This window comes from Kitasatospora sp. NPDC048365 (assembly GCF_043200835.1).
Lineage (GTDB): Bacteria > Actinomycetota > Actinomycetes > Streptomycetales > Streptomycetaceae > Kitasatospora > Kitasatospora terrestris.
Genome location: NZ_JBICYJ010000002.1, coordinates 45278 through 66830, shown reverse-complemented (window position 1 = coordinate 66830; position 21553 = coordinate 45278). Strand labels below are relative to the sequence as shown.

The window sequence follows — 21553 nt, the reverse complement described above, 5'->3', positions numbered from 1 at the left end:
ATGTCCGCCGAGACCCTTCTTCCGCCCCGCGCGCCGGTCCGGGTCGCCGAACTGGACCTCGCGCGGCCGACCGAGCTGCGCCGCCCGGGCCTCGGAGAGGTGATCGCCCCGACCGGCCGGGTGCTGGCCCTGGTCCGCCGCCACGGCAGTCCGCTGGGCCTGGTCACCGCCGAGGACGCCTCCGGCGATCCGGACGGACTGCGCCGGGCACTGGTCGCCGAGGCCGCCCGCCGGTTCGGCCCGGTGGCCGGCACCGCCCGGCCGCCGCTGTCCGCCGACGCGTCGACCGTCAGCGTCGTGGTCTGCACCCACAACCGGACCGACCTGCTGCCGCGCTGCCTCGACTCGCTGCTGAGCAGCCCGTACCCGCACCTCGACGTGATCGTGGTCGACAACGCGCCGACCGACGACTCCACCCGGTTGCTGGTGCTGCTGCGCTACGGCGACCGCGTCCGCTACGTCCGCGAGCCGGTGCCGGGCCTGGCCCGGGCCCGCAACCGCGGCCTGGCCGAGGCCCGCGGCGAGATCTGCGCCTTCGCCGACGACGACCTCATCCTCGACCGGGACTGGGTGCCCGCCCTGGCGGACGGCTTCCGCGAGGCCCCCGATGTCGCCTGCGTCACCGGGCTGGTGCTGCCCGCCGAGCTCGACACCGAGGCCCAGGTCCTGCTGGAACGCTACTGCGGGTACGCCAAGGGCTTCACCGTCCGCAGCTGGTCGCTGCGCGACCGCAGCGAGGACCCGCTGTTCCCGTTCGCCACCGGCCGGCTCGGCACCGGCGCCAACATGGCCTTCCGCACCGACGCGCTGCGCGCCCTCGGCGGCTTCGACCCGGCGACCAGCACCGGCACCCCCGCCAAGGGCGGGGAGGACCTGCTCGCGTTCCTGCAGGTCCTGACCTCCGGCCGGCGGGTCGTCTACCGGCCCGACGCCCTGGTCTGGCACCCCCACCGGCGCAGCATGGCGGCCCTCGACACCCAGGTCTTCGGCATCGGCGCCGGCTTCGGCGCCTACCTCGCCGCCGCCGTCGCCCACCGGCCGCAGCTGCTGGCCGCCCTCCTCACCCGGGTGCCCCGCGGCATCTGGCAGACCCTGCACCGCGGCGGGACCCCTCCCGGCGAGGACGACGGGCTCCTCGTCCACCTGCGGCGCCTGGAGCTGCTCGGCCTGCTGTACGGCCCGTTCGGGTACCTGCGCAGCGTCCGGCTGCAACGCCGGGCCGAGGACCGGGCGAGGCCGTGATGTCCCACCTCGCGTCCGCGCTCTCCCGCCGGCGGCCGGCACCCGAGCGGGTGTGCTCCTGCCCGGTCGAGCTGCCCTGCGAGTGCTCGTACCTGACCCTGCTCCGGTCCCGGACCAGGGCCCTCAGGGCCGCCCTGCGCGGCGACCCGCTGCTGCGCAACGGCCACATCCTGGCCGCCAGCTCGGTGGTGGCGGCGGGCCTCGGCTCGGTGTTCTGGATCCTCGCCACCCGCTACTACAGCGTGGAGGACGTCGGCCGCAGCTACGCGGCGCTCTCCGCGGCGATGTTCCTGGCCACGCTGGGCAGCCTCAACCTCGGCGACGCGCTGGTGCGCTTCGTCCCGGCCGCCGGCCAGCACACCCGCCGTCTGGTGATCCGCTGCTACGTGATCAGCGCGGCCTGCAGCGCCCTGGTCGCCGTCGGCTTCCTGCTGCTCGTCCCGGTGATCGCGCCCGAGCTGGACTTCCTGCGCCGTCCGGTTCTCGCGGTCTCCTTCGTCCTCGCCACCGCCGGCTACGCGATCTTCGTCCTGCAGGACGGCGCGCTGACCGGGGTCCGCCGCGCGGGCTGGGTGCTCGGCGAGAACGCGTTCTTCGCGGTCGGCAAGGCGGCCCTGCTGGCGGGTTGCGCCGCGTTCGCGGTGGGCAGCGGCATCCTGGTGTCCTGGGCCGTGGCGATGGTCGCCTCCATCCTGCTGGCGAACATCGTGCTGTTCCGGTGGGCCGTACCGGCCCACCAGGCAGCCGAGCCCAGCCGGGAGCGGCCGCAGCGGGTGATGCGCTGGGCCGCCGCCGACTACATCGGAACGATGTGCAGCTTCGCCATGGCCAGCGTGGTTCCGCTGATGGTGCTCGCCCAGCTCGGCGCGGACGGCAGCGCCTACTACTCACTGGCGTTCGTGATCGCCTCGACCCTGTACGTCGCCGCGTTCAGCATGGGCCACTCGCTGGTGGTGGAGGGCACCCGCGACCCGCACCTGCTCGTCGGGCACGCCCGCCACATGCTGCGCCACACCGTCCTGCTGCTGCCTGCCGCGTCGATCGTCGTCGCGATCGCGGCGCCCTGGATCCTGCAGCTGTTCGGTGAGGAGTACGCCGAGCACGGCACCACGGTGCTGCGGCTGATGGCGCTGTCCGCGATCGCGAACGTGGTGCCGAACGTGGTCATCCAGGTCGCCCGGGTGCGGCGGTCGATGTCGTGGATGATCGGCGTCCGGCTCGCGTACTGCGTCGCCCTCATCGGCCTGGTGGCCGTCCTGCTGCCCCGCTACGGCCTGACCGGCGTCGGACTGGCCTGGCTGATCACCGAGTTCGCCCTCGCCGTACCGCTGCTGGTGGTGCTGAGGCGCTGGCTCTCTACCGAGGAGACGGGTGAGCCCGATGACCGCTGACCGGGCCGCGAGCGATCTGACCGTCGCGATCTGCGCCTACACCCTCGACCGTTGGGACGACCTGTCCGCCGCCGTCGCCTCGGTCCGGGCCCAGCACCGGCCGCCCGCCGAACTTCTGCTGGTCGTCGACCACAACCCCGCGCTGCTGGAGCGCGCCAGGCGGGAGCTGCCCGGCGTCCGCGTCCTGCCCAGCGAGCAGCGGCGCGGCCTGTCCGGAGCGCGCAACACCGCGCTGAGCGCGGCCCGCGGCGAGCTGATCGCCTTCCTCGACGACGACGCCGTCGCCGACCGCGGCTGGACCGCCCACCTGCTCGCCGGCTACCGCGACCCGCGGGTGTTCGGCGTCGGCGGCCTGGTGCGGCCCTGGTGGCTGGAGGGCCGCCCCGACTGGTTCCCGTCCGAATTCGACTGGGTGGTCGGCTGCTCCTACCACGGTCTGCCCGACCGGGGCAGCGAGGTGCGGAACTTCATCGGCGCCAACATGTCCTTCCGGCGCGCCCCGGCCCTGGCCGCCGGCGGCTTCCGCACCGACCTCGGCCGGGTCGGCACCCGACCGCTCGGCTGCGAGGAGACCGAACTGTGCATCCGGCTGGCCGTGCGCAATCCCGGTGCGGTGCTGCGGTACGAACCGTCCGCCGGGGTCCGCCACCGGGTGCCCGGACACCGGGGCACGGTTCGCTACTTCACCGCGCGCTGCTACGCCGAAGGACGTTCGAAGGCCGCCGTGGTGCGGTACGGCGGCGCGGCCCGGGGACTGTCCAGCGAGCGCGGCTACCTGCGCCGTACCGTTCCGGTCGCGCTGCTCCACTCCCTGCGCCGCGGCGCCCTGGGCAGGGCCGCGGCACTGTGCGGCGGCGTCGCGCTGACCGTCGCCGGCTTCGTCGCCGGCCTCGCCTCCCGAGGCACTCCTCCGAACGGCCCCACCGGGCCGGCCACCGCAGCCGGGCAGCCGATCGGAGATCCGTCATGACCCCGGTACCGGTCTTCCTCTACCACTCGGTGTCCGACGACCCGCCGGACTGGATCGCGCCGTACACGGTCAGCCCCACCGTCTTCCGCGAGCAGCTGGACCGGATCGCCGACAGCGGCCTGTCCCTGGTCCCGTTGCGCCGCCTGGTCGCCGCGCTCCGCGGTGGCCCGCCGCTGCCCGCCGACTCGGCGGTGCTCACCTTCGACGACGGGTTCGCCGACTTCTACTGGTCGGTGGCGCCGCTGCTGGCCGAACGCGGACTGCCGGCCACCCTCTACCTCACCGTGGGCGCCCTCCACCCGCCCGGCGGGGTCGGCGAGGGCAGCCTGCTGCCTCCCACGCCGATGCTCAACTGGCGCCAGGTCAACACCCTCGACGCGCTGGGCATCGAGATCGGCGGCCACTCCCGCACCCACGTCCAGATGGACACCGTGCGCGGCAGCCGGCTCACCGACGAGATCGTCGGCTGCAAGCACGCCCTGGAGGACGTCCTCGGCCACGAGACCGTCTCCTTCGCCTTCCCGCACGGGTACTCGAGCCCCGCGGTCCGTCGCAGGGTCAGGCAGGCCGGCTGGACGTCCGCCGCCGCCGTCGGCAACGCGTTCAGCTCCACCACCGACGACCCGATGCGGATCTCCCGACTGATGGTCCGCCAGGACACCCCCGCGCGGGTCTTCGACGACTGGACGAAGTGCCGCGGTGCCCGCATCGCCCCCTACCCCGACGGCATCGCCACCCGGACGTGGCGCACCTACCGCCGCGTCCGCGCGGCACTCGGGACCCCGACCGGCGGGGCATCGAGGCACTGATTCGACTCCTGGAGCCCGAGGTGACCGATTCGCTGGAACGTGATGCCGAGCGGCCTCTCGACCGCCCGGTGGCCCGGCCGCGCCCGTCGCGGAAAGACCGGTTCAGCCGGCTGTTCGCGCCCGGATGGCCGACTCGGGCGGCCCTGCCGGTGGCACTGGGGCTCTGGCTGCTCGCCCTCCCCAGGACCCGGCTCGACCGGATGGGCGACCTCGGCCTGCTCCAGGCCCTGCCGCCGGTCTACTTCGTGGCCCTCGGCCTGCTGACCGCCGGATTCATCGGCGTCCTGCGGTCCGCTCCCGTCCGGCAGGGCTGGGCAGCGGCCTACGTGCTCGGCCTGATCGCGATGATCCACGCCACGCCCAGCATCCTGTACCCGACGCTGCGGTACTCCTGGGCCTGGAAGCACATCGCCGTGGTGGACGCCATGCTGCGCCACAACGGTGCCGTACCGGACGCGGGCAAGCTCGACGTGTACAACCAGTGGCCCGGATTCTTCCAGCTCAACGGGTTCTTCCTGCGGGTGACCGGAATGGACTCCGCACTCGGCTACGCGTCCTGGTACCCGGTGATCGCCAACGTCCTGCTGCTCGGCCCGCTGCTGCTGCTGTATCGCGCGGTCACCAAGGACCGCCGCCTGGTCTGGGGCGGAGTGTGGCTCTACTACTCGACCGCCTGGGTCGGCCAGGACTACTTCTCCCCCCAGGCCTTCGCCTACCTGCTGTTCGTCACCGTCGCCGCGCTGGTGGTGCGCCAGCTGCCGTCCTCGCGCGCAATGGCGTCCGTCGGGGCCGCCGGGCCGGCCGGATCCGGAGCGCGGGCGCTGTCGGGACTCCCCGACGACCGGCAGCGACGGGGCTGGCGGCCGGGGCCGTTCCTGCTGCTGGTGGTACTGATCGCCGCCATCGTCTCCTCGCACCAGCTGACACCGATCATGCTGATCAGCGCTCTGCTGCTGCTGTCCCTCCCGCGCCGCAACCGACGGACCGTGCTGCCGGTGCTCGCGGTGGCGGTCGCCCTGACCCTCGCGTGGGACGCCACCATCGCCCGGCCGTTCGTCTCGACCCACCTGAGCGACTTCCTCACGGCCCTGGGCACGCCCGACAGCAACGCCGCGTCAGGTCTGGCGTCGCTCGGCAGCGCGGCCCCGGGACAGGTGATCTCCTCCTGGGGAGACCGGGGCCTGACCGGTCTGATGCTGCTGCTCGCGGCGGTCGCGGTGGTCCGCCGCCGCTGGGTCCGCCCCACCGGCCTGCCGCTGCTCCTGATCGCACCGCTGCTGCTGCTGTTCGCCAACGGCTACGGCGGGGAGATGCTCTTCCGGGCCTACCTCTTCGCCCTTCCGGCCGCGGCGCTGCTGGTGGCGGCGCTGCTGTGGCAGACCCGGCCCGAGCGTCCGCTGCGGATCGCCGTCACCGCCGTCGTCCTGTTCGGCCTGCTCGGCGGAATGCTCCTCGGCTACTACGGCAAGGAGGCGATGAACCACTTCACGCCGCAGGAGGCCGCCGCGACCCGACTCGTGACGGACACACCGCCGGGGTCCACGATCGTCTCGCTCACCTCGAACCTGCCGGGCAGTGAGCTGCACTACGAGGAGCACGACCGGATCCCGTTGGCCGACGGCACCGCGGACTACCAGCGGCAGCTGGTGCAGGAACCCCGGGCTGTGCTGGAGGCGACCCTGGCCGACGCGGGCGCGAAGGGCCCGACCTACTTGATCATCACACGCTCCCAGACGGCGGAGTGCGAACTGACCGGCCTGCTCCCCACCTCGACCGTGCGGCAGCTCGTCGACGTGGCCGCGCACTCGGCGATGCTCCGGCCGGTCCTCACCGGCCAGGACGCGGTCGTCTACCAGTACGTGAACCCGGCGGACCCGGCCCGTTCCGGAGGGAGCACACCATGAGACTCCGATCGCCGGAACCGGTCAGGCTGCTCCCGGCCGTGGTGGGATGGGCCGCCCTCGCAGCCACGGCCCTCCCCGCGGGCAGTGCGCCGCGGGCGGCGGTGACCGGCGCCTTCCTTCTGACCTGCCCGGGTACGGCAGCGCTCCTCGCGGCGCGCCCGGACTGGCTGCGGCCCGGATCGCGGCCCGAGATGTTCTCCGCCGCAGCCCTGGCTGTCGCTCTCAGCGCCGCGCTGTCCGTACTGACCGCCCAAGCGCTGTTCCTCGGCCACGCGTTCACCGTTCGCCGGGCCGTGCTGGCGCTCGCCGCACTGACCACCGTGCTGGTCCTGCTGCCGCGACGACCCCTGGCCCAGGAGGACGGCGGCCCGCGGACGGACCGGGCCGGGCGCCCCGGCCGGCGGCACGGATGGTGGGGGGCCTGGCTGGGAGCCGCGCTGATGCTCGGCACCGCCGGCTGCGGAGGCCTGGCCGGCGGGACGGGCCAGCACCCCCCGATCAACCTCTCGGGAGAGGGTCCGCAGGCCGCGGGGGCGGTCGTGACCGACCAGCCTCCGTCCGCGGGCTCGTGGCACCAGGCCTTCCGCGACGACTTCGAGGGCTCGGGACTGGACCGGACGCGTTGGGTCACGTGCTACGACTGGAACGTGCGCGGCTGCACGAACGCGGGCAACCCCGAGGCGGAGTGGTACCTGCCGGGTCAGGTGTCGGTGGCGGGCGGCGCGCTCACCCTGACCGCCGAGCGGCGGACGACCGCCGGCAGCGACGGCCGGTCGTACCCGTGGGTCTCCGGCATGGTGAGCACCGGCCGCGACCACTGGGACGGCGCGCCGCGCCACACCTTCACCTACGGCTACGTCGCGGCCGCGATCCGGGCGCCGGCCGATGCCGTCGGAATGTTCCCGGCCTTCTGGCTGCTGCCCGCGGCGACCCGTGGCGGACTGCCCGAGCTCGACATCGCGGAGTTCATCAACTCCAACCGCTACGTGGACATCAATCTGCACGCCCTGCTGCCCGACGGGACGGAGGGCAGTGTGCACCACCAGGTCGGTCCGACCGACTTCGCGGCGGGCTACCACGTCTTCGGCGTGGACTGGCAGCCCGACTCGATCACCTGGTACGTCGACGGTGAGCCGAAGTTCAAGGTCACCGACCACCGGCTGATCCCGACCGTCCCGATGGAACTGCTGATCAACCTCGCCGTGGCGTACCAGCAGGTTCCTCCGTCCGACGTCGACTCCGCCACGCTCGCCGTCGACTGGGTGGCGGTCTGGCAGCGCTGAGCGCGGCCGCCGACAGCCCGACATCGCCCGTACGCCTCACGAGGAGGTGAGTCCCCGATGCACCGCCGTTCCACGCCCGAACTGGACCGTCGGACTCCCGTCCTGCTGGTCAAGGTGGGCCGGTACCCGCTGGCGCACGGCCCGCTCGGAGCGGTCCGCTCACTGGGCCGGGCCGGTGTGCCGGTCTACGCGATGGTCGAGGACGGGTTCACGCCCACGGCGGTCTCGCGCTACCTGGCCGGATCCTTCGTGCGGCCCATCACCGGATGCGAACCGCCCGAACGGCTGGTGGAGACGATCCGCGGCGTCGGCCGGGACCTGGCGAACCGGGTCGGACGCCGGTGCGTGGCCGTCCCCACCGACGACGAGGCCGCCGTGGTGCTCGGTGAGCACGCGGCCGAACTCGACCCGTACCTCCTGCTGCCCCGGGTGCCCGCCGGACTGCCGAGGCAGGTGGCCGACAAGGGCTCGCTGCACGAGCTGTGCCGGGCCCACGGTGTCCCCGCACCGGTCGCGGTCGCGGCCCACGACCGCGACGAACTGCTGCGAGGTGCCGCGGAATGCGGTTATCCGCTGGTGCTGAAGAACCTCGCACCGTTCACCCGGCTGAGCCGGCCCGTGGTCGGTCACACCACCGTGGTGCGCGACGAGACGGAGCTGCTGGCCGGCTGCCCGCCGGACGACGGGTTCTCGGTGCTGGTCCAGGAGTACCTGGCCGGGGACTTCTCCGAACACTGGATCACCCACCTGTGCTGCGGCCCGGACGGCGACCCCCTGGTCGTCTTCTCCGGTCGCAAACTGCGCTCGTTCCCCCCGACGGGTGGCTTCACCACCCGCGCGGTGTCCGAGACCAATTCCCAACTGGCCAAACTGGCCGGAGAGTTCTGCCGCCGTATCGGCTACAGCGGGATCGCCGACCTGGATTGGAGGCTGGACCTGCGGGACGGCAGGTACAAACTGCTCGACTTCAACCCCCGGGCAGGAGCCCAGTTCCGTCTGTTCGAGACGGTGGACGGCGTCGACGTCGTCCGGGCCCTGCACCTGTCGCTCACCGGCCGCCCGGTCCACGGCGGCCCGCAGCTGACCCGCTACTACGGTGTCGGCCAGCTCGACCTGATCTCCGCGGCGGTCGCGATCTGGAACGACCACCGCCTGCCGTCCGACCTGAGACCACGCCGCTCCACCGAGCGCGCCTGGCTCTGTCACGACGACCTGCTGCCGGCCGGGGTGCTGGCCGCCCGCTTCGGGGCCCAGGCCACCCGGCGGGCCGCAGGCAGCATCAGGTTCCCGGCGGCCGCCCGCCGCTTCCTTGGAGGTACGACATGATTCCCCCCACCGCATCAGTTCCCGTCGCCGTCGTCGGTGCAGGCCCGTACGGGCTCGCCCTCATGGCCCACCTCCAGGCGGCGGGTGTGCCGGCCCGGGTCTTCGGTGTGCCGATGGGCAGCTGGCGGACCCGGATGCCGACCGGCATGTTCCTGAAGTCCACGCCCCGGGCCTCGTCGATCGCGGATCCGGACGGCCGTTTCGGCCTGAACGACTTCCGTGCCGCCGAGGGGCTGCCCCGGGTGGGGGACCGCTACGTGATCCCGATCGACGAGTTCGTCCGCTACGGCGAGTGGTTCCAGCACAGGTGCGTGCCCGAGGTGGAACGCGCCGCCGTGCTGCGGATCCGGTCCGCGCCGCAGGAATTCAGCGTCCTGCTGGACACCGGCGAGGAGTTCGCCGCCCGCGCGGTCGTGATGGCCAACGGGTTCCCGTCGTTCGCGCGGGTCCCCGTCGAGCTGCAGTCACTGGTCGACGCGGGCCTGGCCTCGCACACCTCCGACCACGCCGACCTGGCGAAGTTCGCCGGCCAGCGGGTCGCCGTGATCGGCGCGGGGCAGTCGGCGCTGGAGAGCGCCACGCTGATGCACGAGGCGGGTGCCGAGCCGGTCCTGGTGACCAGGGGCGAACGGCTGCTGTTCGGCGACCCCCCGGACAGCGATCGACCCGAGGACCGCCCGTGGCCGGTACGGCTGGCCAAGCCGGGCTCCCCGCTGGGGCCCGGATGGTCCTTCTTCGCGTTCAGCCGGGCCACCGGAGGATTCCGCCACCTGCCCGACCGGACCAGGGCCGAGCTGGTGCGCACCGTGCTCGGCCCGTCCGGGGGCTGGTGGCTGCGCGACCGGCTGACCGGCCGCTTCCCGGTGCACACCGGTCACCGGGTGATCGCGGCCGAAGCGGTCGACGGCAGGGCCCGGCTGCGGCTCAGCGGGTCGACGCCGACCCTGGACGCGGACCAGGTGCTCGCCGCCACGGGGTACCAGGTGGACGTCGACCGGCTCGACGCGCTCTCCCCGGAGCTGCGCCGGGCGGTCACGCGGCGCAACGGAGGCGCCCCGAGGCTGTCCGCGGGCTTCGAGTCCTCGGTCCCCGGGCTCTACTTCACCGGCCTGTCCGCAGCCGACAGCTTCGGTCCGCTGATGCGCTTCGTGGCCGGGACCGGGTTCGCGGCCCGCCGGATCAGCAGGTCGATCGCAGCGGCGCAGCCGCGCTGACCCCCCGCCCGCCGGCCTGGTGTGCGGCAACTCACAGCGGGCCGACCGGGGCCGACGAAAACCGGCGCCACCAGGAGTTTTGAACAGGTACATGATCGATGCCGCGGCCTCGGCCGCGGCATCGGGCTTGCATACGGACCATCCCCTCGTTCAGGCTGCACACTCCACAGCCGAGGGGGGAGCGAAAGGTCCTCCACCGCATGCCCAAACACTCCAAGCACCGACGCGGCCCCAGCCGCCGCCGAGTCGCCGTCCTCGGGCTCGCCTTCGCCGCCACCGCATCCGGTGCGGCCGCCTGGGCCGCGCCGTCCCAGCCGACCGAGCCGGTGATCGTCGACTCGCTCACCGTCACCCCGACCGCGACCGGCGCGGACTCCCCGGTGACCGCCAGCGTCAGGCTGCACGCGACCAAGCAGACCTCCGTGCAGGCCCTCACCGTCGCCGTCCGCTCCGCGGACGGCCGGAACTACGACTTCCGCGGCGCGATCCCGGCCACGCTCGGCTCCACGCCGCGCACGTTCACGCCGGAGACCCGGACCTTCCCCGCGGGCACGTACACGTACTTCGTCGCGTACGAGAGCAACAACCGCTGGCACAACCTGAAGCCGATCGGCACCTTCACCGCGGGCAGCAGCACGCCCGCTCCGGCGCCGAGCCCCTCGGCGACCGCCTCGCCGACGCCGACTGCTTCGTCGAGCGCTTCCCCGACGGCGACTCCCACGCCGACGCCGACGCCGACTGCCACGCCGACCCCGACCGGTTCGCCGACGTCCAGCCCGTTCGCGACTCCCACGCCGACGGCGAGCCCCACGGGCACCGCTTCGCCGACCGCCTCGCCCTCCCCGTCGACCGGCTCCGCCGCCGCGCCGCTGGGCATTCCGGGCAGCTGGCGGCAGGTCTTCGCGGACGAGTTCAACGACAGCACGCTCGACGCCACGAAGTGGAACCCCAACTGGTTCGGCTGCGCCACCTGCATCACCCCGCCGGTGAACGGCGCCGAGTCGGCGGCGTACGCGCCCTCCCAGGTCTCGGAGAGCGGCGGCAGCCTGCACCTGACGGCGGCCCAGAAGCCCGCCACCGTCAACGGGAAGACCTACCAGTACACGTCCGGCCTGGTGAACACCAACGGGAAGGCCCAGTTCACCTACGGCGCGTTCGAGTCGCGGATCTACCTCCCGGCGGCCGGTCCTGACGTCGCCAACTGGCCCGCGTTCTGGACGGACGGTCAGAACTGGCCGGCCGACGGCGAGCTGGACGTGATGGAGGGCCTCAGCGGCCAGGCATGCTACCACTTCCACTCCCCGTCCGGTGGCCCGGGTGGCTGCGCCTCCGGCAACTACACCGGCTGGCACACGTTCGGAGCCGAATGGGCGCCGGGCTCGGTCACGTACTACTACGACGGTGTGAAGGTCGGTCAGATCACGAGCGGCATCACCTCGTCGCCGATGTACGTGATCCTCAACAACGCGGTCTACGCCTCCGGCCCGACGGCCACGCCCGCGGACATGCAGGTCGACTACGTCCGGGTCTGGCAGCACTGACCCGAACGGCCCCGGCGACGGCCCGGCCGCGGACCTCGGTCCGCGGCCGGGCCGTCGGCGTCGCTCCGGTCGGTGGTTTGCCGTCGATCGGACTCGGGTATCCCTGGCCCCTGGTCCGTCGAGGGGGGTACGAAAGGGTCCAGCCCCTCATGTCGAAGCATCCCGAGAACGCCCGCCCCGCCGGGCGCACCCTACGACGCTGCGCCGCGCTCGGCCTGGCGCTCGCCGCCACCGCCGCCTGGGCGGCCCCGGTACAGGCCTCCCCGGCGGCCCACCGGCCGCTCGGCGTGGCCGGCCGCTGGCACCAGGTGTTCGGTGACGAGTTCACCGGCTCCACGCTGGACAGCTCCAAGTGGCTGGCCGGCTGGTACGGCAACGGCGGGCACGTCCCCGCCGACTGGGACGGCGTCTCCGGTCCCGTCAACGCCGACGAGGAGCAGTGCTACTCGACCGAGAACGCCACCGTGGCCCGCGGAAGCCTGCACCTGACCGCGGTCGCCCGGCCCCGCACCTGCACGTCCAAGGGTGTGACCGCCACCAGGCCGTACACCTCGGGGATGGTCACCACCAACCCGCACGACGGCCGCGGCTCCGGCGGCTTCGAGTTCTCGTACGGCATGGTGGAGGCCCGGATCCACCTGCCCGCCGCCGGCTCGGGCATCGCCAACTGGCCCGCCTTCTGGACGGACGGCCAGAACTGGCCGGCCGACGGCGAGCTGGACGTGGTGGAGGGCCTCAGTGGCCAGGCGTGCTACCACGTCCACGGCCCGGCGGGCGCCTCCGGCGGCTGCGCCCGCGGCAACTACACCGGCTGGCACATCTTCGGTGCCGACTGGGAGCCCGGCTCGGTGACCTACTACTACGACGGGGCGAAGATCGGCCGGATCACCACCGGCGTCACCGCCTCGCCGCAGTTCCTCATCCTCAACAACGCGGTCGGCGGCCCGGGCGGTACCACCTCGATCCCCGCGGACATGCGGGTCGCCTATGTCCGGGTCTGGCAGCACTGACCCGGACGGGGCGGTTCAGCCGCAGTGCGACCAGCCGCTGGTCCAGGAGGCGCCGCCGTAGGAGCCGCCCCACTGCACGCAGGTGTCGGGGGCGCGCTTGATGATCGGGCCCGCGTAGTAGGTGAAGCTGCCCGGGTTGCCGGTCGCGGCGCCGCCCTTGACCGCCAGGGTCGCGTTCATCGACACCGGGCCGCTCGGGCTGTTGGCGATCGTGGTGACGCAGTTGTCGCCGGTGGCGCCCTTGTACAGCAGGTACACGGTGGCGGCGCCGAGGGAGTGCGAGTCGATGACGGCGAAGCCGCTGCCGCAGACCTGGACCGGGGTGTACGGCTTGCCGGGCGGCGGGGTCGAGGTCTGCGACTTCTCCGGGGTGGGCGTCGCGCTGGGCGCCGGGGCCGGCGAGGACGCACCGCCCGGCGGGGCCTTCGTCGCGGGTGCGGTCGGACGTCCCGAGCCGGCGGACGCCTGGGCGGGCCCCGGCGCGGAAGCGGTCGCGGAGGCAGACGGCGAGGCCGGGTCGCCGGTGGAGGCGGGGGACGGCTCCGCGGAGCCGGAGGGCGGTGCCTCGGGCGGGGCCGGGGCGATCGCGGAGGGGCTTCCGCTCCCGGCCGCTGCCGCCGGGCGGGCCGGACCACCGTCCGAGCCGCCGGGGATCACCAGGACCGCCAGGCCGCCGATGGCCGCGGTCGCGACGACACCCGCCGCCGCGGCGCGCAGGTGCTTGCGGCGCCGCAGCTCCTCCTGGTGCCGCTCCGCCATGGCGGTCCAGTCGGGCTCGGCGGCCCTGGTCACCAGCGGTTCGCCGCTTCCGCCCGGCCATGATCCACGTTGTCCCGTCATGGGCCGAGATCATAGAACACCCGTCAGCTCCGCCCCGGGCGCGGGCCGTTCGGCGGCGGTAGGCGGTCAGGCGGTGCGGCTGTGCGGGAGGGGGGCGGAGAGGTCCAGCGCGATCGAGTGGCCGGTGTGCTCGACCTTGGCCCGCAGGTAGCGGACGTTGCTGGGGGAGAGGTGCACGCCGGTCGGGACGCGCTCGGTCACGGTGACGCCGAGGTCGGCGAGCTGGCCGGCCTTGTCCGGGTTGTTGCTGAGCAGCCGGATCGCCGGGGCGCCGAGGGTGGCCAGCATCTGGGCGGCGGCGGTGTAGTCGCGGCCGTCCTCGGGCAGGCCCAGCGCGGTGTTGGCCTGGTAGGTGTCCAGGCCCTGGTCCTGCAGGGCGTAGGCGTCGAGCTTGTTGTAGAGGCCGATGCCGCGGCCCTCCTGGCGCAGGTAGAGCAGGTACCCGCCGGCCTCGGCGATCCGCTCGACCGACTCGCGCAGCTGCGGGCCGCAGTCGCAGCGGTCGGAGCCGAAGACGTCGCCGGTGAGGCACTCGGAGTGCAGCCGGACCAGCGGGGTGTCGCCCGGCTTCGGCTCGCCGAGGGCCAGGGCGAGGTGCTCGGCGCCGTCGGCCAGGCCGTGGAAGGTGGTGACCTCGGCCTCCACCCGGTACCCGTCCGGGAAGGTGAGCGGGATGCGGACGCGCGCGCGGACGGTGGCGGCGCCGGGAATCGCCCGGGCGGTCTCGATGTTCGTCATTCCGTCCTCCGTGGTGCGCGGGTGTGGTCCGAAGTCTGTGGTTCAAATTCGAACCGGTCGTGCCGGACCGACGCTACACCGTTGTTCCAATTTGAACAACCTCTTTCGGCCCAGCGGCCCCGCGTTACCCACCGGTACCCCCGAGGCTGGGCAGGGACGGTGCAGGCGACCCCAGGTGAGGCGGCATGTCCAAGGCGTTCGGGTTCGTGGAGTACGGCGGACCGGAGACCCAGGAGTTCCTCGACCGGCCGGTGCCCGACCCCGGCCCCGGCATGCTGCTGGTCGCGGTCCGGGCGGCCGGGGTCAACCCGGCGGACTGGAAGAAGCGGCGCGGCCTGTTCGGCACCGGCGGCGAACTCCCCGTGGTGATGGGCACCGAGGCGTCCGGCGTGGTGCTGTCGGTCGGCGCCGGGGTGACCGGCTTCACGCCCGGCGACCAGGTGTTCGGCATCGCCCCGGCCGGCGCGTTCGCCGAGCACACCCTGCTGGCCGCGCGGACCACCGCCCGCAAGCCCGTCGGGGTGGGCTTCGCGCAGGCCGCCGCCCTGCCGGTGGCCGGCGCCGCCGCGTACGGCGGGCTGGAGCAGCTCGGCCTGCGGGCCGGGCAGACCCTCCTGGTCCTCGGCATCTCCGGCGGCGTCGGCACCGCCGCCGCGCAGATCGCCCGGGCCCGCGGGCTGCGGGTGATCGGCACGGCGAGCGCGAGCAGCGCGGCGTACGTGCGCACGCTCGGTGCCACCCCCGTCGACTACAAGGGCCCGGTCGCCGACCTGGTCGCGGCCGCCGCGCCCGAGGGCGTGGACGGGCTGCTCGACCTGGTCGGCGGCGACGCCCTGCGGGCCGCCGCCCCGGCGCTCCGGGACGGCGGCCGGCTGGTCTCCACCGTCGACCGGGACGGTGCCGCCGCGCTCGGCGGCGGCTACCTGGCCTGGGACCCGAGGGGCACCGTGCTGGCCGGGCTCGCGGACCTCGTCGCGGCCGGCGAGCTCGACCCGCACATCTCGGCGACCTACCCGCTGGCCCACGCCGCCGAGGCGATGGCCGAGATCGAATCGGGCCACGCCCGCGGAAAACTGATCCTGGAGATGAGCTGAGCCGTGAAGATCACCGAGCCGACCGAGGGCGCGCCCTGCTGGGTCGAACTGTCCACCAAGGACCCCGTCGCCGCGAAGGCCTTCTACCACGAGCTCTTCGGCTGGCGGGTCGAGGTGTCACCCGACGAGAAGGCCATGGGCTACACCATGCTGTACGTCGGCGACGCCGCGGTCGCCGGGCTGTCCGGGCTGATGCAGCCGGACCAGCCGACCGCCTGGACGGTGTCCTTCGCCGCCGCCGACACCGACGCCTGCGCGGAGCGGATCACGGCGGCCGGCGGCCGGCTGCTCGTCGAGCCGATGGAGGCCCTGGACTGGGGCCGCTTCCTGATCGCCACCGACCCCTCCGGCGCGGTCCTCTCCACCTGGCAGGGCCGCTCCTTCGGCGGGGCGCAGCTGATCGACGAGCCGGGCTCGCTCGGCTGGGTCGAGCTCGCCACCCGCGACACCCACGGCGCCAAGGAGTTCTACACCCGGGTGTTCGGCTGGAGCGTCACGGTCGGCGAGATGTACACCCAGTGGGGCATCGCCGGGCGGGACTTCGGCGGGATGCTCGACATGGCCGACCAGTTCCCGCCGGACGTTCCCCCGTACTGGATGCCGTACTTCGCGGTCGCCGACGTCGACCTGACGGCCGAGCGTGCCGCACTGCTGGGCGCCACCGTCACCCTGCCGCCGACCGACGTGCCGGACGGGCCGCGGCTGTCGGTGCTGCGCGACCCGCAGGGGGCGGTGTTCGGGATCCACGTGGCCGGCACCGCGGGCTGAAACCCCCGGCGCCGGTGGCAGGGCCCGGCGGCGGGCTCAGCGGCGGGCTCAGCGGCGGGCCGGTTCGGCGGCGGGACGGGACGCGGAGTCCGGGCCCGCCGCCCGGCGCGTGCGGGACCGGGAGCGCAGGGCGACGGCGGCCGCCCCGGCGGTCACCGCGACGGCGGTGTACGGCACCCAGTCGCCGAGCCGGACGTACCAGGTCCGCGCGCCCGGCGCCGCCAGCGGCACCCGGACGGTGACCGTGCCGCTCTCGCCGGTGGTCATCCGGACCAGCCGGCGGCCCTGCGGGTCGTACGCCACCGACTCGCCGGTCAGCGCCGCCTGGACCACCGGGCGGCCGGTCTCGGCGGCCCGGATCGCGCCCAGCGAGGCGTGCTGCTCCGGCGCCCAGGTGGACTGGAAGGTCGAGGTCGCCGACTGGTACACCAGCAGCCGCGCACCGTCCGCGGCCGCCGCCCGGGACATGTCCGGGAACGCCGACTCGAAGCAGATCAGCGCGCCCACCGGCAGCGGGCGGCCGGACCGGTCCACCGCCGGGAGCAGGTGGAAGGCGGCGCCCGGCGCCCGGTTCTCACCCGCGGCGGCGCTCACCCCGGCGATCCAGCCGAGCGCCGACCGCATCGGGATGTACTCGCCGAACGGCACCAGGCGGATCTTCCGGTAACGGGACTCGATGCCCTCCGGGCCGATCAGCACCGCGTCCTTGGAGATCCGGCCGTCCGCCTTCCGGGCGTCCTCCCCGGCCAGCAGCCGCGCACCGGTCGCGGCGGACAGCGCCCGCAGCCGGTCCAGCGTCGCGCCCTCCCGGTCCAGGTCGGCGGTGGTCGAGCTCTCCCCCCACACGATCAGGTCGACCGGGCGCCCGGCCAGCGAACGGGTCAGCCGCACGTTGGCCGCCAGCCGGGCGTCCTCGTCCGGCGTCTGACCGGCCTGGACCAGCGCCACCGTCGCCTCGCCGGACACCGCCGGAGCCGCCTGCACGGCGAACAGCAGCGGCCCGGTCAGCAGGCAGAGCGCGGCCGTCGTACCCGCCAGTACCCGGACCCGCAGCGCGGGCGCCGTGCACAGCAGCACCACCGCGGTGTTGGCCGCCACCAGCGCGGCGCTCACCAGCCACACCCCGCCGACCGACGCCAGCCCCAGCACGGCCGGATGCTCCCACTGGCTCGCCCCGAACAGCGCCCACGGCCCGCCCAGCGCGTGCCAGGACCGGGCGAACTCGGCGGTCAGCCAGAGCGCCGGCAGCACGACCAGCGCCGCCGCAGCCCGCCGGAGCGTCACCGGCGGGCCGAGCAGCCGGTGCGCCGCGTACCCGAACGGGGCCTGCAGCGCCCCGAAGACGACCGCGAGCAGCGGCAGCGCCGGGCCGATCGACGGGGTCAGCCAGTACATCGCCACCAGGATGAACCCGGCACCGAACCACCAGCCGCGGACCGCCGCCTCCCGCCCGCTCGGCGAGCGCCGCAGGAGCAGCAGCGCCGGCACCAGCGCCACCCACGCGAGCGTGCCGAGCCCCGCCCCCGGGAAGGCCAGCACCGGCACCGCCCCCGCGGCGAGCGAGGCGTACCGGGCGGGCCGACCGAGAGCGGAGCGCAACGTCATGTCCGTGATTGTCCGCCTTCCGGAGGTCGACGTCACTGGGACGCGCCCCCGGGCGGGGAACCTCAGGCGTTCTCCTCCAGGTCGCCCTCGGTCTCCAGGTAGGCCTGGCGGAGGGCGTCGAGGAGGGCCGGGTCGGGCTCGGCCCACAGGCCGCGGTCGGCGGCCTCCAGGAGGCGCTCGCTGATGCCGTGCAGCGCCCAGGGGTTGGCGGAGGTGAGGAACTCGCGGTTGGTCTCGTCCAGGACGTACTCCTGGGTGAGCCGCTCGTACATCCAGTCCGCGACCACGCCGGTGGTGGCGTCGTAGCCGAAGAGGTAGTCGACGGTGGCGGCCATCTCGAAGGCGCCCTTGTAGCCGTGCCGGCGCATCGCCTCCATCCAGCGCGGATTGACCACGCGGGCGCGGAAGACCCGGGCCGCCTCCTCGGTGAGGGTGCGGGTGCGCACCGTCTCCGGGCGGGTGGAGTCGCCGATGTACGCGGCCGGGTTCTTGCCGGTGAGCGCGCGCACGGTGGCCACCATGCCGCCGTGGTACTGGAAGTAGTCGTCCGAGTCGGCGATGTCGTGCTCGCGGGTGTCGGTGTTCTTCGCCGCGACGGTGATCCGCCGGTACGCGGTCTCCATCTCCTCGCGGGCCGGGCGGCCGCCCAGGTCGCGGCCGTAGGCGTAGCCGCCCCAGACGGTGTACACCTCGGCGAGGTCGGCGTCGGTGCGCCAGTCGCGGCTGTCGATCAGCTGCAGCAGGCCGGCGCCGTAGGTGCCCGGACGGGAGCCGAACACCCGGATGGTGGCCCGGCGTTCGTCGCCGTGCTCGGCGAGGTCGGCCTGCACGTGGGCGCGGACGAAGTTCTGCTCGTCCGCCTCCTCCTGGCGGGCGGCCAGGCGCACCGCGTCGTCGAGCAGGGCGACCACGTGCGGGAAGGCGTCCCGGAAGAAGCCGGAGATGCGCAGCGTGACGTCGATCCGGGGGCGGCCCAACTCCTCCAGCGGGATGGGCTCCAGGCCGGTGACCCGGCGGGAGGCGTCGTCCCAGACCGGCCGGACGCCGAGCAGGGCGAAGGCCTCGGCGATGTCGTCGCCGGCGGTGCGCATCGCGCTGGTGCCCCACAGCGAGAGGCCGACCGAGGGCGGGAACGCCCCGTCGTTGTCGGCCCGGTAGCGCTCGACGAGCGAGGCGGCCAGCGCCTGGCCGGTCTCCCAGGCGAGCTTGCTGGGCACCGCCTTGGGGTCGACGGAGTAGAAGTTGCGGCCGGTGGGCAGCACGTTGACCAGGCCGCGCAGCGGCGAGCCGGACGGGCCGGCCTCGACGAAGCCGCCGCCGAGCGCGTGCAGCACGGCGTCCAGCTCGTCGGTGGTGGCGGCGAGCCGCGGGACGACCTGGCGGGCGGCGAAGTCGAGGACGTCGGCGACCGCGGCGGGGTGGCCGGCGGCGACCTTCTCCACCGCCTCCGGCGCCCAGTCCTCCGCCTCCATGGCCTCGACCAGGGCGCGGGCCTGCGCCTCGGCGGCGTCGGTGGCACCCAGGGTGAGCGCGGCCTCGTCCAGGCCGAGCGCCTCGCGCAGGCCGGGGAGGGCGCTGACGCCGCCCCAGATCTGCCGGGCCCGCAGGATGGCGAGCACGATGTTGACCCGGTCGGTGCCGGCCGGGGCCTGGCCGAGGACGTGCAGGCCGTCGCGGATCTGCGCGTCCTTCACCTCGCACAGCCAGCCGTCGACGTGCAGCAGGAAGTCGTCGAAGCCGTCGTCCTCGGGCCGCTCGTCCAGGCCCAGGTCGTGGTCGAGGCGGGCGGCCTGGATCAGCGTCCAGATCTGGGCGCGGATCGCGGGCAGCTTCGCCGGGTCCATCGCGGCGATGTTGGAGTGCTCGTCGAGCAGCTGCTCCAGGCGCGCGATGTCGCCGTAGGAGTCGGCGCGGGCCATCGGCGGGACCAGGTGGTCGACCAGGGTGGCGTGGGCGCGGCGCTTGGCCTGGGTGCCCTCGCCGGGGTCGTTGACCAGGAACGGGTAGATGAGGGGGAGGTCGCCGAGGACGGCGTCCGGGCCGCAGGAGGCGGAGAGCGCGGCGGTCTTGCCGGGCAGCCACTCCAGGTTGCCGTGCTTGCCGAGGTGGATCACCGCGTGCGCGCCGAAGCCGCCGTCCTCCTGGGAGGCGGCGATCCAGCGGTAGGCGGCCAGGTAGTGGTGCGAGGGCGGCAGGTCCGGGTCGTGGTAGATCGCGACCGGCTTCTCGCCGAAGCCGCGCGGCGGCTGGATCAGCACCAGCAGGTTGCCGGAGCGGATCGCGGCCAGCACGATGTCGCCGTCCGGGTTCTGCGAGCGGTCCACGTACATCTCGCCGGGCGGCGGGCCCCACTGCCGCTCGACCTGCTCGCGCAGCTCCTCGGGCAGCTCGGCGTACCAGCGGCGGTAGTCGGCGGCGGGGATCCGGACCGGGTTGCGGGAGAGCTGGTCCTCGGTCAGCCAGGCCTGGTCGTAGCCGCCGGCCTCGATCAGGGCGTGGATCAGCTCGTCGCCCTCGTGCCGGTCGCCGTCGATGTCGAGACCGGGGACGTCGGTGCCGAGGTCCATGCCCTCCTCGCGCAGGCGGGCCAGCAGGCGGACCGCGGAGGCGGGGGTGTCCAGGCCGACCGCGTTGCCGACCCGGGCGTGCTTGGTCGGGTACGCGGAGAGCACCAGCGCCAGGCGGCGCTCGGCGGCCGGGGTGTGGCGCAGCCGGGCGTGCGCGACGGCGATGCCGGCGACCCGGGCGGCCCGCTCCTCGTCGGCGCGGTAGACGGTCAGGCCGTCCTCGTCCAGCTCCTTGAAGGAGAACGGGACGGTGATCAGCCGGCCGTCGAACTCGGGGACGGCGATCTGGGTGGCGGTGTCCAGCGGGGAGAGGCCGTCGTCGCTCTCCTCCCACTGCGAGCGCGACCAGGTCAGGCACAGCGCCTGCAGGATCGGGCGGTCCAGCGCGGCGAGCGCACCCGCGTCCCAGGCCTCCTCGTCGCCGCCGGCCTGCGCGTCGGCCGGGCGGGTGCCGCCCGCGGCGAGCACGGTGGTGACGATCGCGTCGGCCCGGCCCAGCTCGGCCAGCAGCTCCGGCTCCGCGCCGCGCAGCGAGGCGCAGTAGAACGCGCGGACATTGGCGCCCTGCGCCTCGACCGCCTCGCAGAGGGTCTCGACGAAACCGGTGTTGCCGCTCATGTGGTGGGCGCGGTAGTAGAGCACCGCGACGCTCGGACCTCGGTGTACGGCCGCCTCGCGCTCCAGCGGGCCCCAGGCCGGTGCGGAGGCCGGCGGGTCGAAGCCGTGGCCGGTCAGCAGCACCGTGTCGGAGAGGAAGGCGCCGAGCTCGGCGAGGTTCGCCGGGCCGCCGTGCGCCAGGTACGCGTGGGCCTCGGCGGCGATGCCGGCCGGCACCGTGGACAGCTCCATCAGCTGGGCGTCCGGCGCCTGCTCACCCGTCAGCACGATCACCGGGCGCGGGCCCGCGAGCAGCGCGTCCAGCCCCTCCGCCCAGGCCCGGCGGCCGCCGAGCAGCCGGACCACCACCAGGTCGGTGCCCTCGACCAGGGCCGGCAGCTCCTCGGCCGCCAGCCGGGCCGGGTTGCCGAGACGGAACGGGACCGGGCCCTGCGCGGCGCGGGCGCTCAGCAGGTCGGTGTCGGACGTCGACAGCAGCAGGATCATGCGGATGCCCTCCCGGGCTGGTCGGTGAGCACGGGCAGAGCGGTGAGCACGGGCAAGGCGGGGGCCGCGGGCACGGGGGAACCCCCGGGCGCGGGCATGCGGCGGCGCATGGCGTCAGGCCTTCCTCGGGGTCCGCGCCCCGGGCTG

General features: G+C 74.2%; 16 protein-coding genes. 12 read left to right on the top strand and 4 right to left on the bottom strand.

Annotated features, from left to right (window positions below; genetic code table 11):
* The 10 genes from ACGFX4_RS02080 (at nt 1) to ACGFX4_RS02035 (ending at nt 12690) form a co-directional block, all read left to right on the top strand.
* Entirely contained in the window at nt 1–1242 is a 1242-nt protein-coding gene (locus ACGFX4_RS02080) for a glycosyltransferase family 2 protein (protein ID WP_393069439.1), read from the top strand.
* On the top strand, nt 1242–2633 hold the full coding sequence (locus tag ACGFX4_RS02075; protein ID WP_393069781.1) for a lipopolysaccharide biosynthesis protein: 1392 nt from the start codon (nt 1242–1244) through the stop codon (nt 2631–2633). The genes ACGFX4_RS02080 and ACGFX4_RS02075 overlap by 1 nt, the downstream gene beginning before the upstream one ends.
* Nucleotides 2623–3603: a glycosyltransferase family 2 protein gene (locus ACGFX4_RS02070; RefSeq protein WP_393069438.1), complete on the top strand. Its 981-nt coding sequence runs from the start codon at nt 2623–2625 to the stop codon at nt 3601–3603. The genes ACGFX4_RS02075 and ACGFX4_RS02070 overlap by 11 nt, the downstream gene beginning before the upstream one ends.
* On the top strand, nt 3600–4412 hold the full coding sequence (locus ACGFX4_RS02065; RefSeq protein WP_393069437.1) for a polysaccharide deacetylase family protein: 813 nt from the start codon (nt 3600–3602) through the stop codon (nt 4410–4412). Before ACGFX4_RS02070 ends, ACGFX4_RS02065 begins: the two co-directional genes overlap by 4 nt.
* Before the next feature lie 149 nt (nt 4413–4561).
* Nucleotides 4562–6316: a glycosyltransferase gene (locus ACGFX4_RS02060; protein WP_393069436.1), complete on the top strand. Its 1755-nt coding sequence runs from the start codon at nt 4562–4564 to the stop codon at nt 6314–6316.
* On the top strand, nt 6313–7599 hold the full coding sequence (locus ACGFX4_RS02055) for a family 16 glycosylhydrolase (protein ID WP_393069434.1): 1287 nt from the start codon (nt 6313–6315) through the stop codon (nt 7597–7599). Before ACGFX4_RS02060 ends, ACGFX4_RS02055 begins: the two co-directional genes overlap by 4 nt.
* A 57-nt stretch (nt 7600–7656) precedes the next feature.
* Entirely contained in the window at nt 7657–8925 is a 1269-nt protein-coding gene (locus tag ACGFX4_RS02050; RefSeq protein WP_393069432.1) for an ATP-grasp domain-containing protein, read from the top strand.
* Nucleotides 8922–10139: an NAD(P)-binding domain-containing protein gene (locus ACGFX4_RS02045; protein ID WP_393069430.1), complete on the top strand. Its 1218-nt coding sequence runs from the start codon at nt 8922–8924 to the stop codon at nt 10137–10139. Before ACGFX4_RS02050 ends, ACGFX4_RS02045 begins: the two co-directional genes overlap by 4 nt.
* 200 nt (nt 10140–10339) lie before the next feature.
* Nucleotides 10340–11680, top strand: a complete 1341-nt coding sequence (locus ACGFX4_RS02040; RefSeq protein ID WP_393069429.1) for a family 16 glycosylhydrolase — start codon at nt 10340–10342, stop codon at nt 11678–11680.
* Between the two features lie 149 nt (nt 11681–11829).
* Nucleotides 11830–12690 (top strand): family 16 glycosylhydrolase, encoded by an 861-nt coding sequence (locus ACGFX4_RS02035; protein WP_393069428.1) that lies wholly within the window; start codon nt 11830–11832, stop codon nt 12688–12690.
* A gap of 15 nt (nt 12691–12705) precedes the next feature.
* Here the strand turns inward: ACGFX4_RS02035 and ACGFX4_RS02030 are convergent, their stop codons facing one another.
* Both ACGFX4_RS02030 and ribA read right to left on the bottom strand, forming a co-directional pair.
* A complete protein-coding gene (locus ACGFX4_RS02030; protein ID WP_393069427.1) occupies nt 12706–13530 on the bottom strand; it encodes a hypothetical protein in 825 nt (274 codons plus the stop codon).
* Nucleotides 13531–13596: 66 nt separating this feature from the next.
* Nucleotides 13597–14268 carry a GTP cyclohydrolase II gene (gene ribA, locus ACGFX4_RS02025; RefSeq protein ID WP_393069425.1) on the bottom strand — a complete coding sequence of 224 codons (672 nt, stop codon included), beginning with the start codon at nt 14266–14268 and terminating at the stop codon, nt 13597–13599.
* Nucleotides 14269–14453: 185 nt separating this feature from the next.
* Here ribA and ACGFX4_RS02020 point away from each other — a divergent pair, with 185 nt between their 5' ends.
* Together ACGFX4_RS02020 and ACGFX4_RS02015 are read left to right on the top strand one after the other, a co-directional pair.
* Nucleotides 14454–15362 carry an NADP-dependent oxidoreductase gene (locus ACGFX4_RS02020; protein ID WP_393069423.1) on the top strand — a complete coding sequence of 303 codons (909 nt, stop codon included), beginning with the start codon at nt 14454–14456 and terminating at the stop codon, nt 15360–15362.
* Between the two features lie 3 nt (nt 15363–15365).
* Nucleotides 15366–16130 carry a VOC family protein gene (locus tag ACGFX4_RS02015; protein WP_393069422.1) on the top strand — a complete coding sequence of 255 codons (765 nt, stop codon included), beginning with the start codon at nt 15366–15368 and terminating at the stop codon, nt 16128–16130.
* Nucleotides 16131–16178: 48 nt separating this feature from the next.
* Here the strand turns inward: ACGFX4_RS02015 and lnt are convergent, their stop codons facing one another.
* Nucleotides 16179–17735, bottom strand: a complete 1557-nt coding sequence (gene lnt / locus ACGFX4_RS02010) for an apolipoprotein N-acyltransferase (RefSeq protein ID WP_393069420.1) — start codon at nt 17733–17735, stop codon at nt 16179–16181.
* Nucleotides 17736–17797: 62 nt separating this feature from the next.
* On the bottom strand, nt 17798–21406 hold the full coding sequence (gene cobN / locus ACGFX4_RS02005; protein ID WP_393069418.1) for a cobaltochelatase subunit CobN: 3609 nt from the start codon (nt 21404–21406) through the stop codon (nt 17798–17800).
* Nucleotides 21407–21553: the final 147 nt, after the last annotated feature.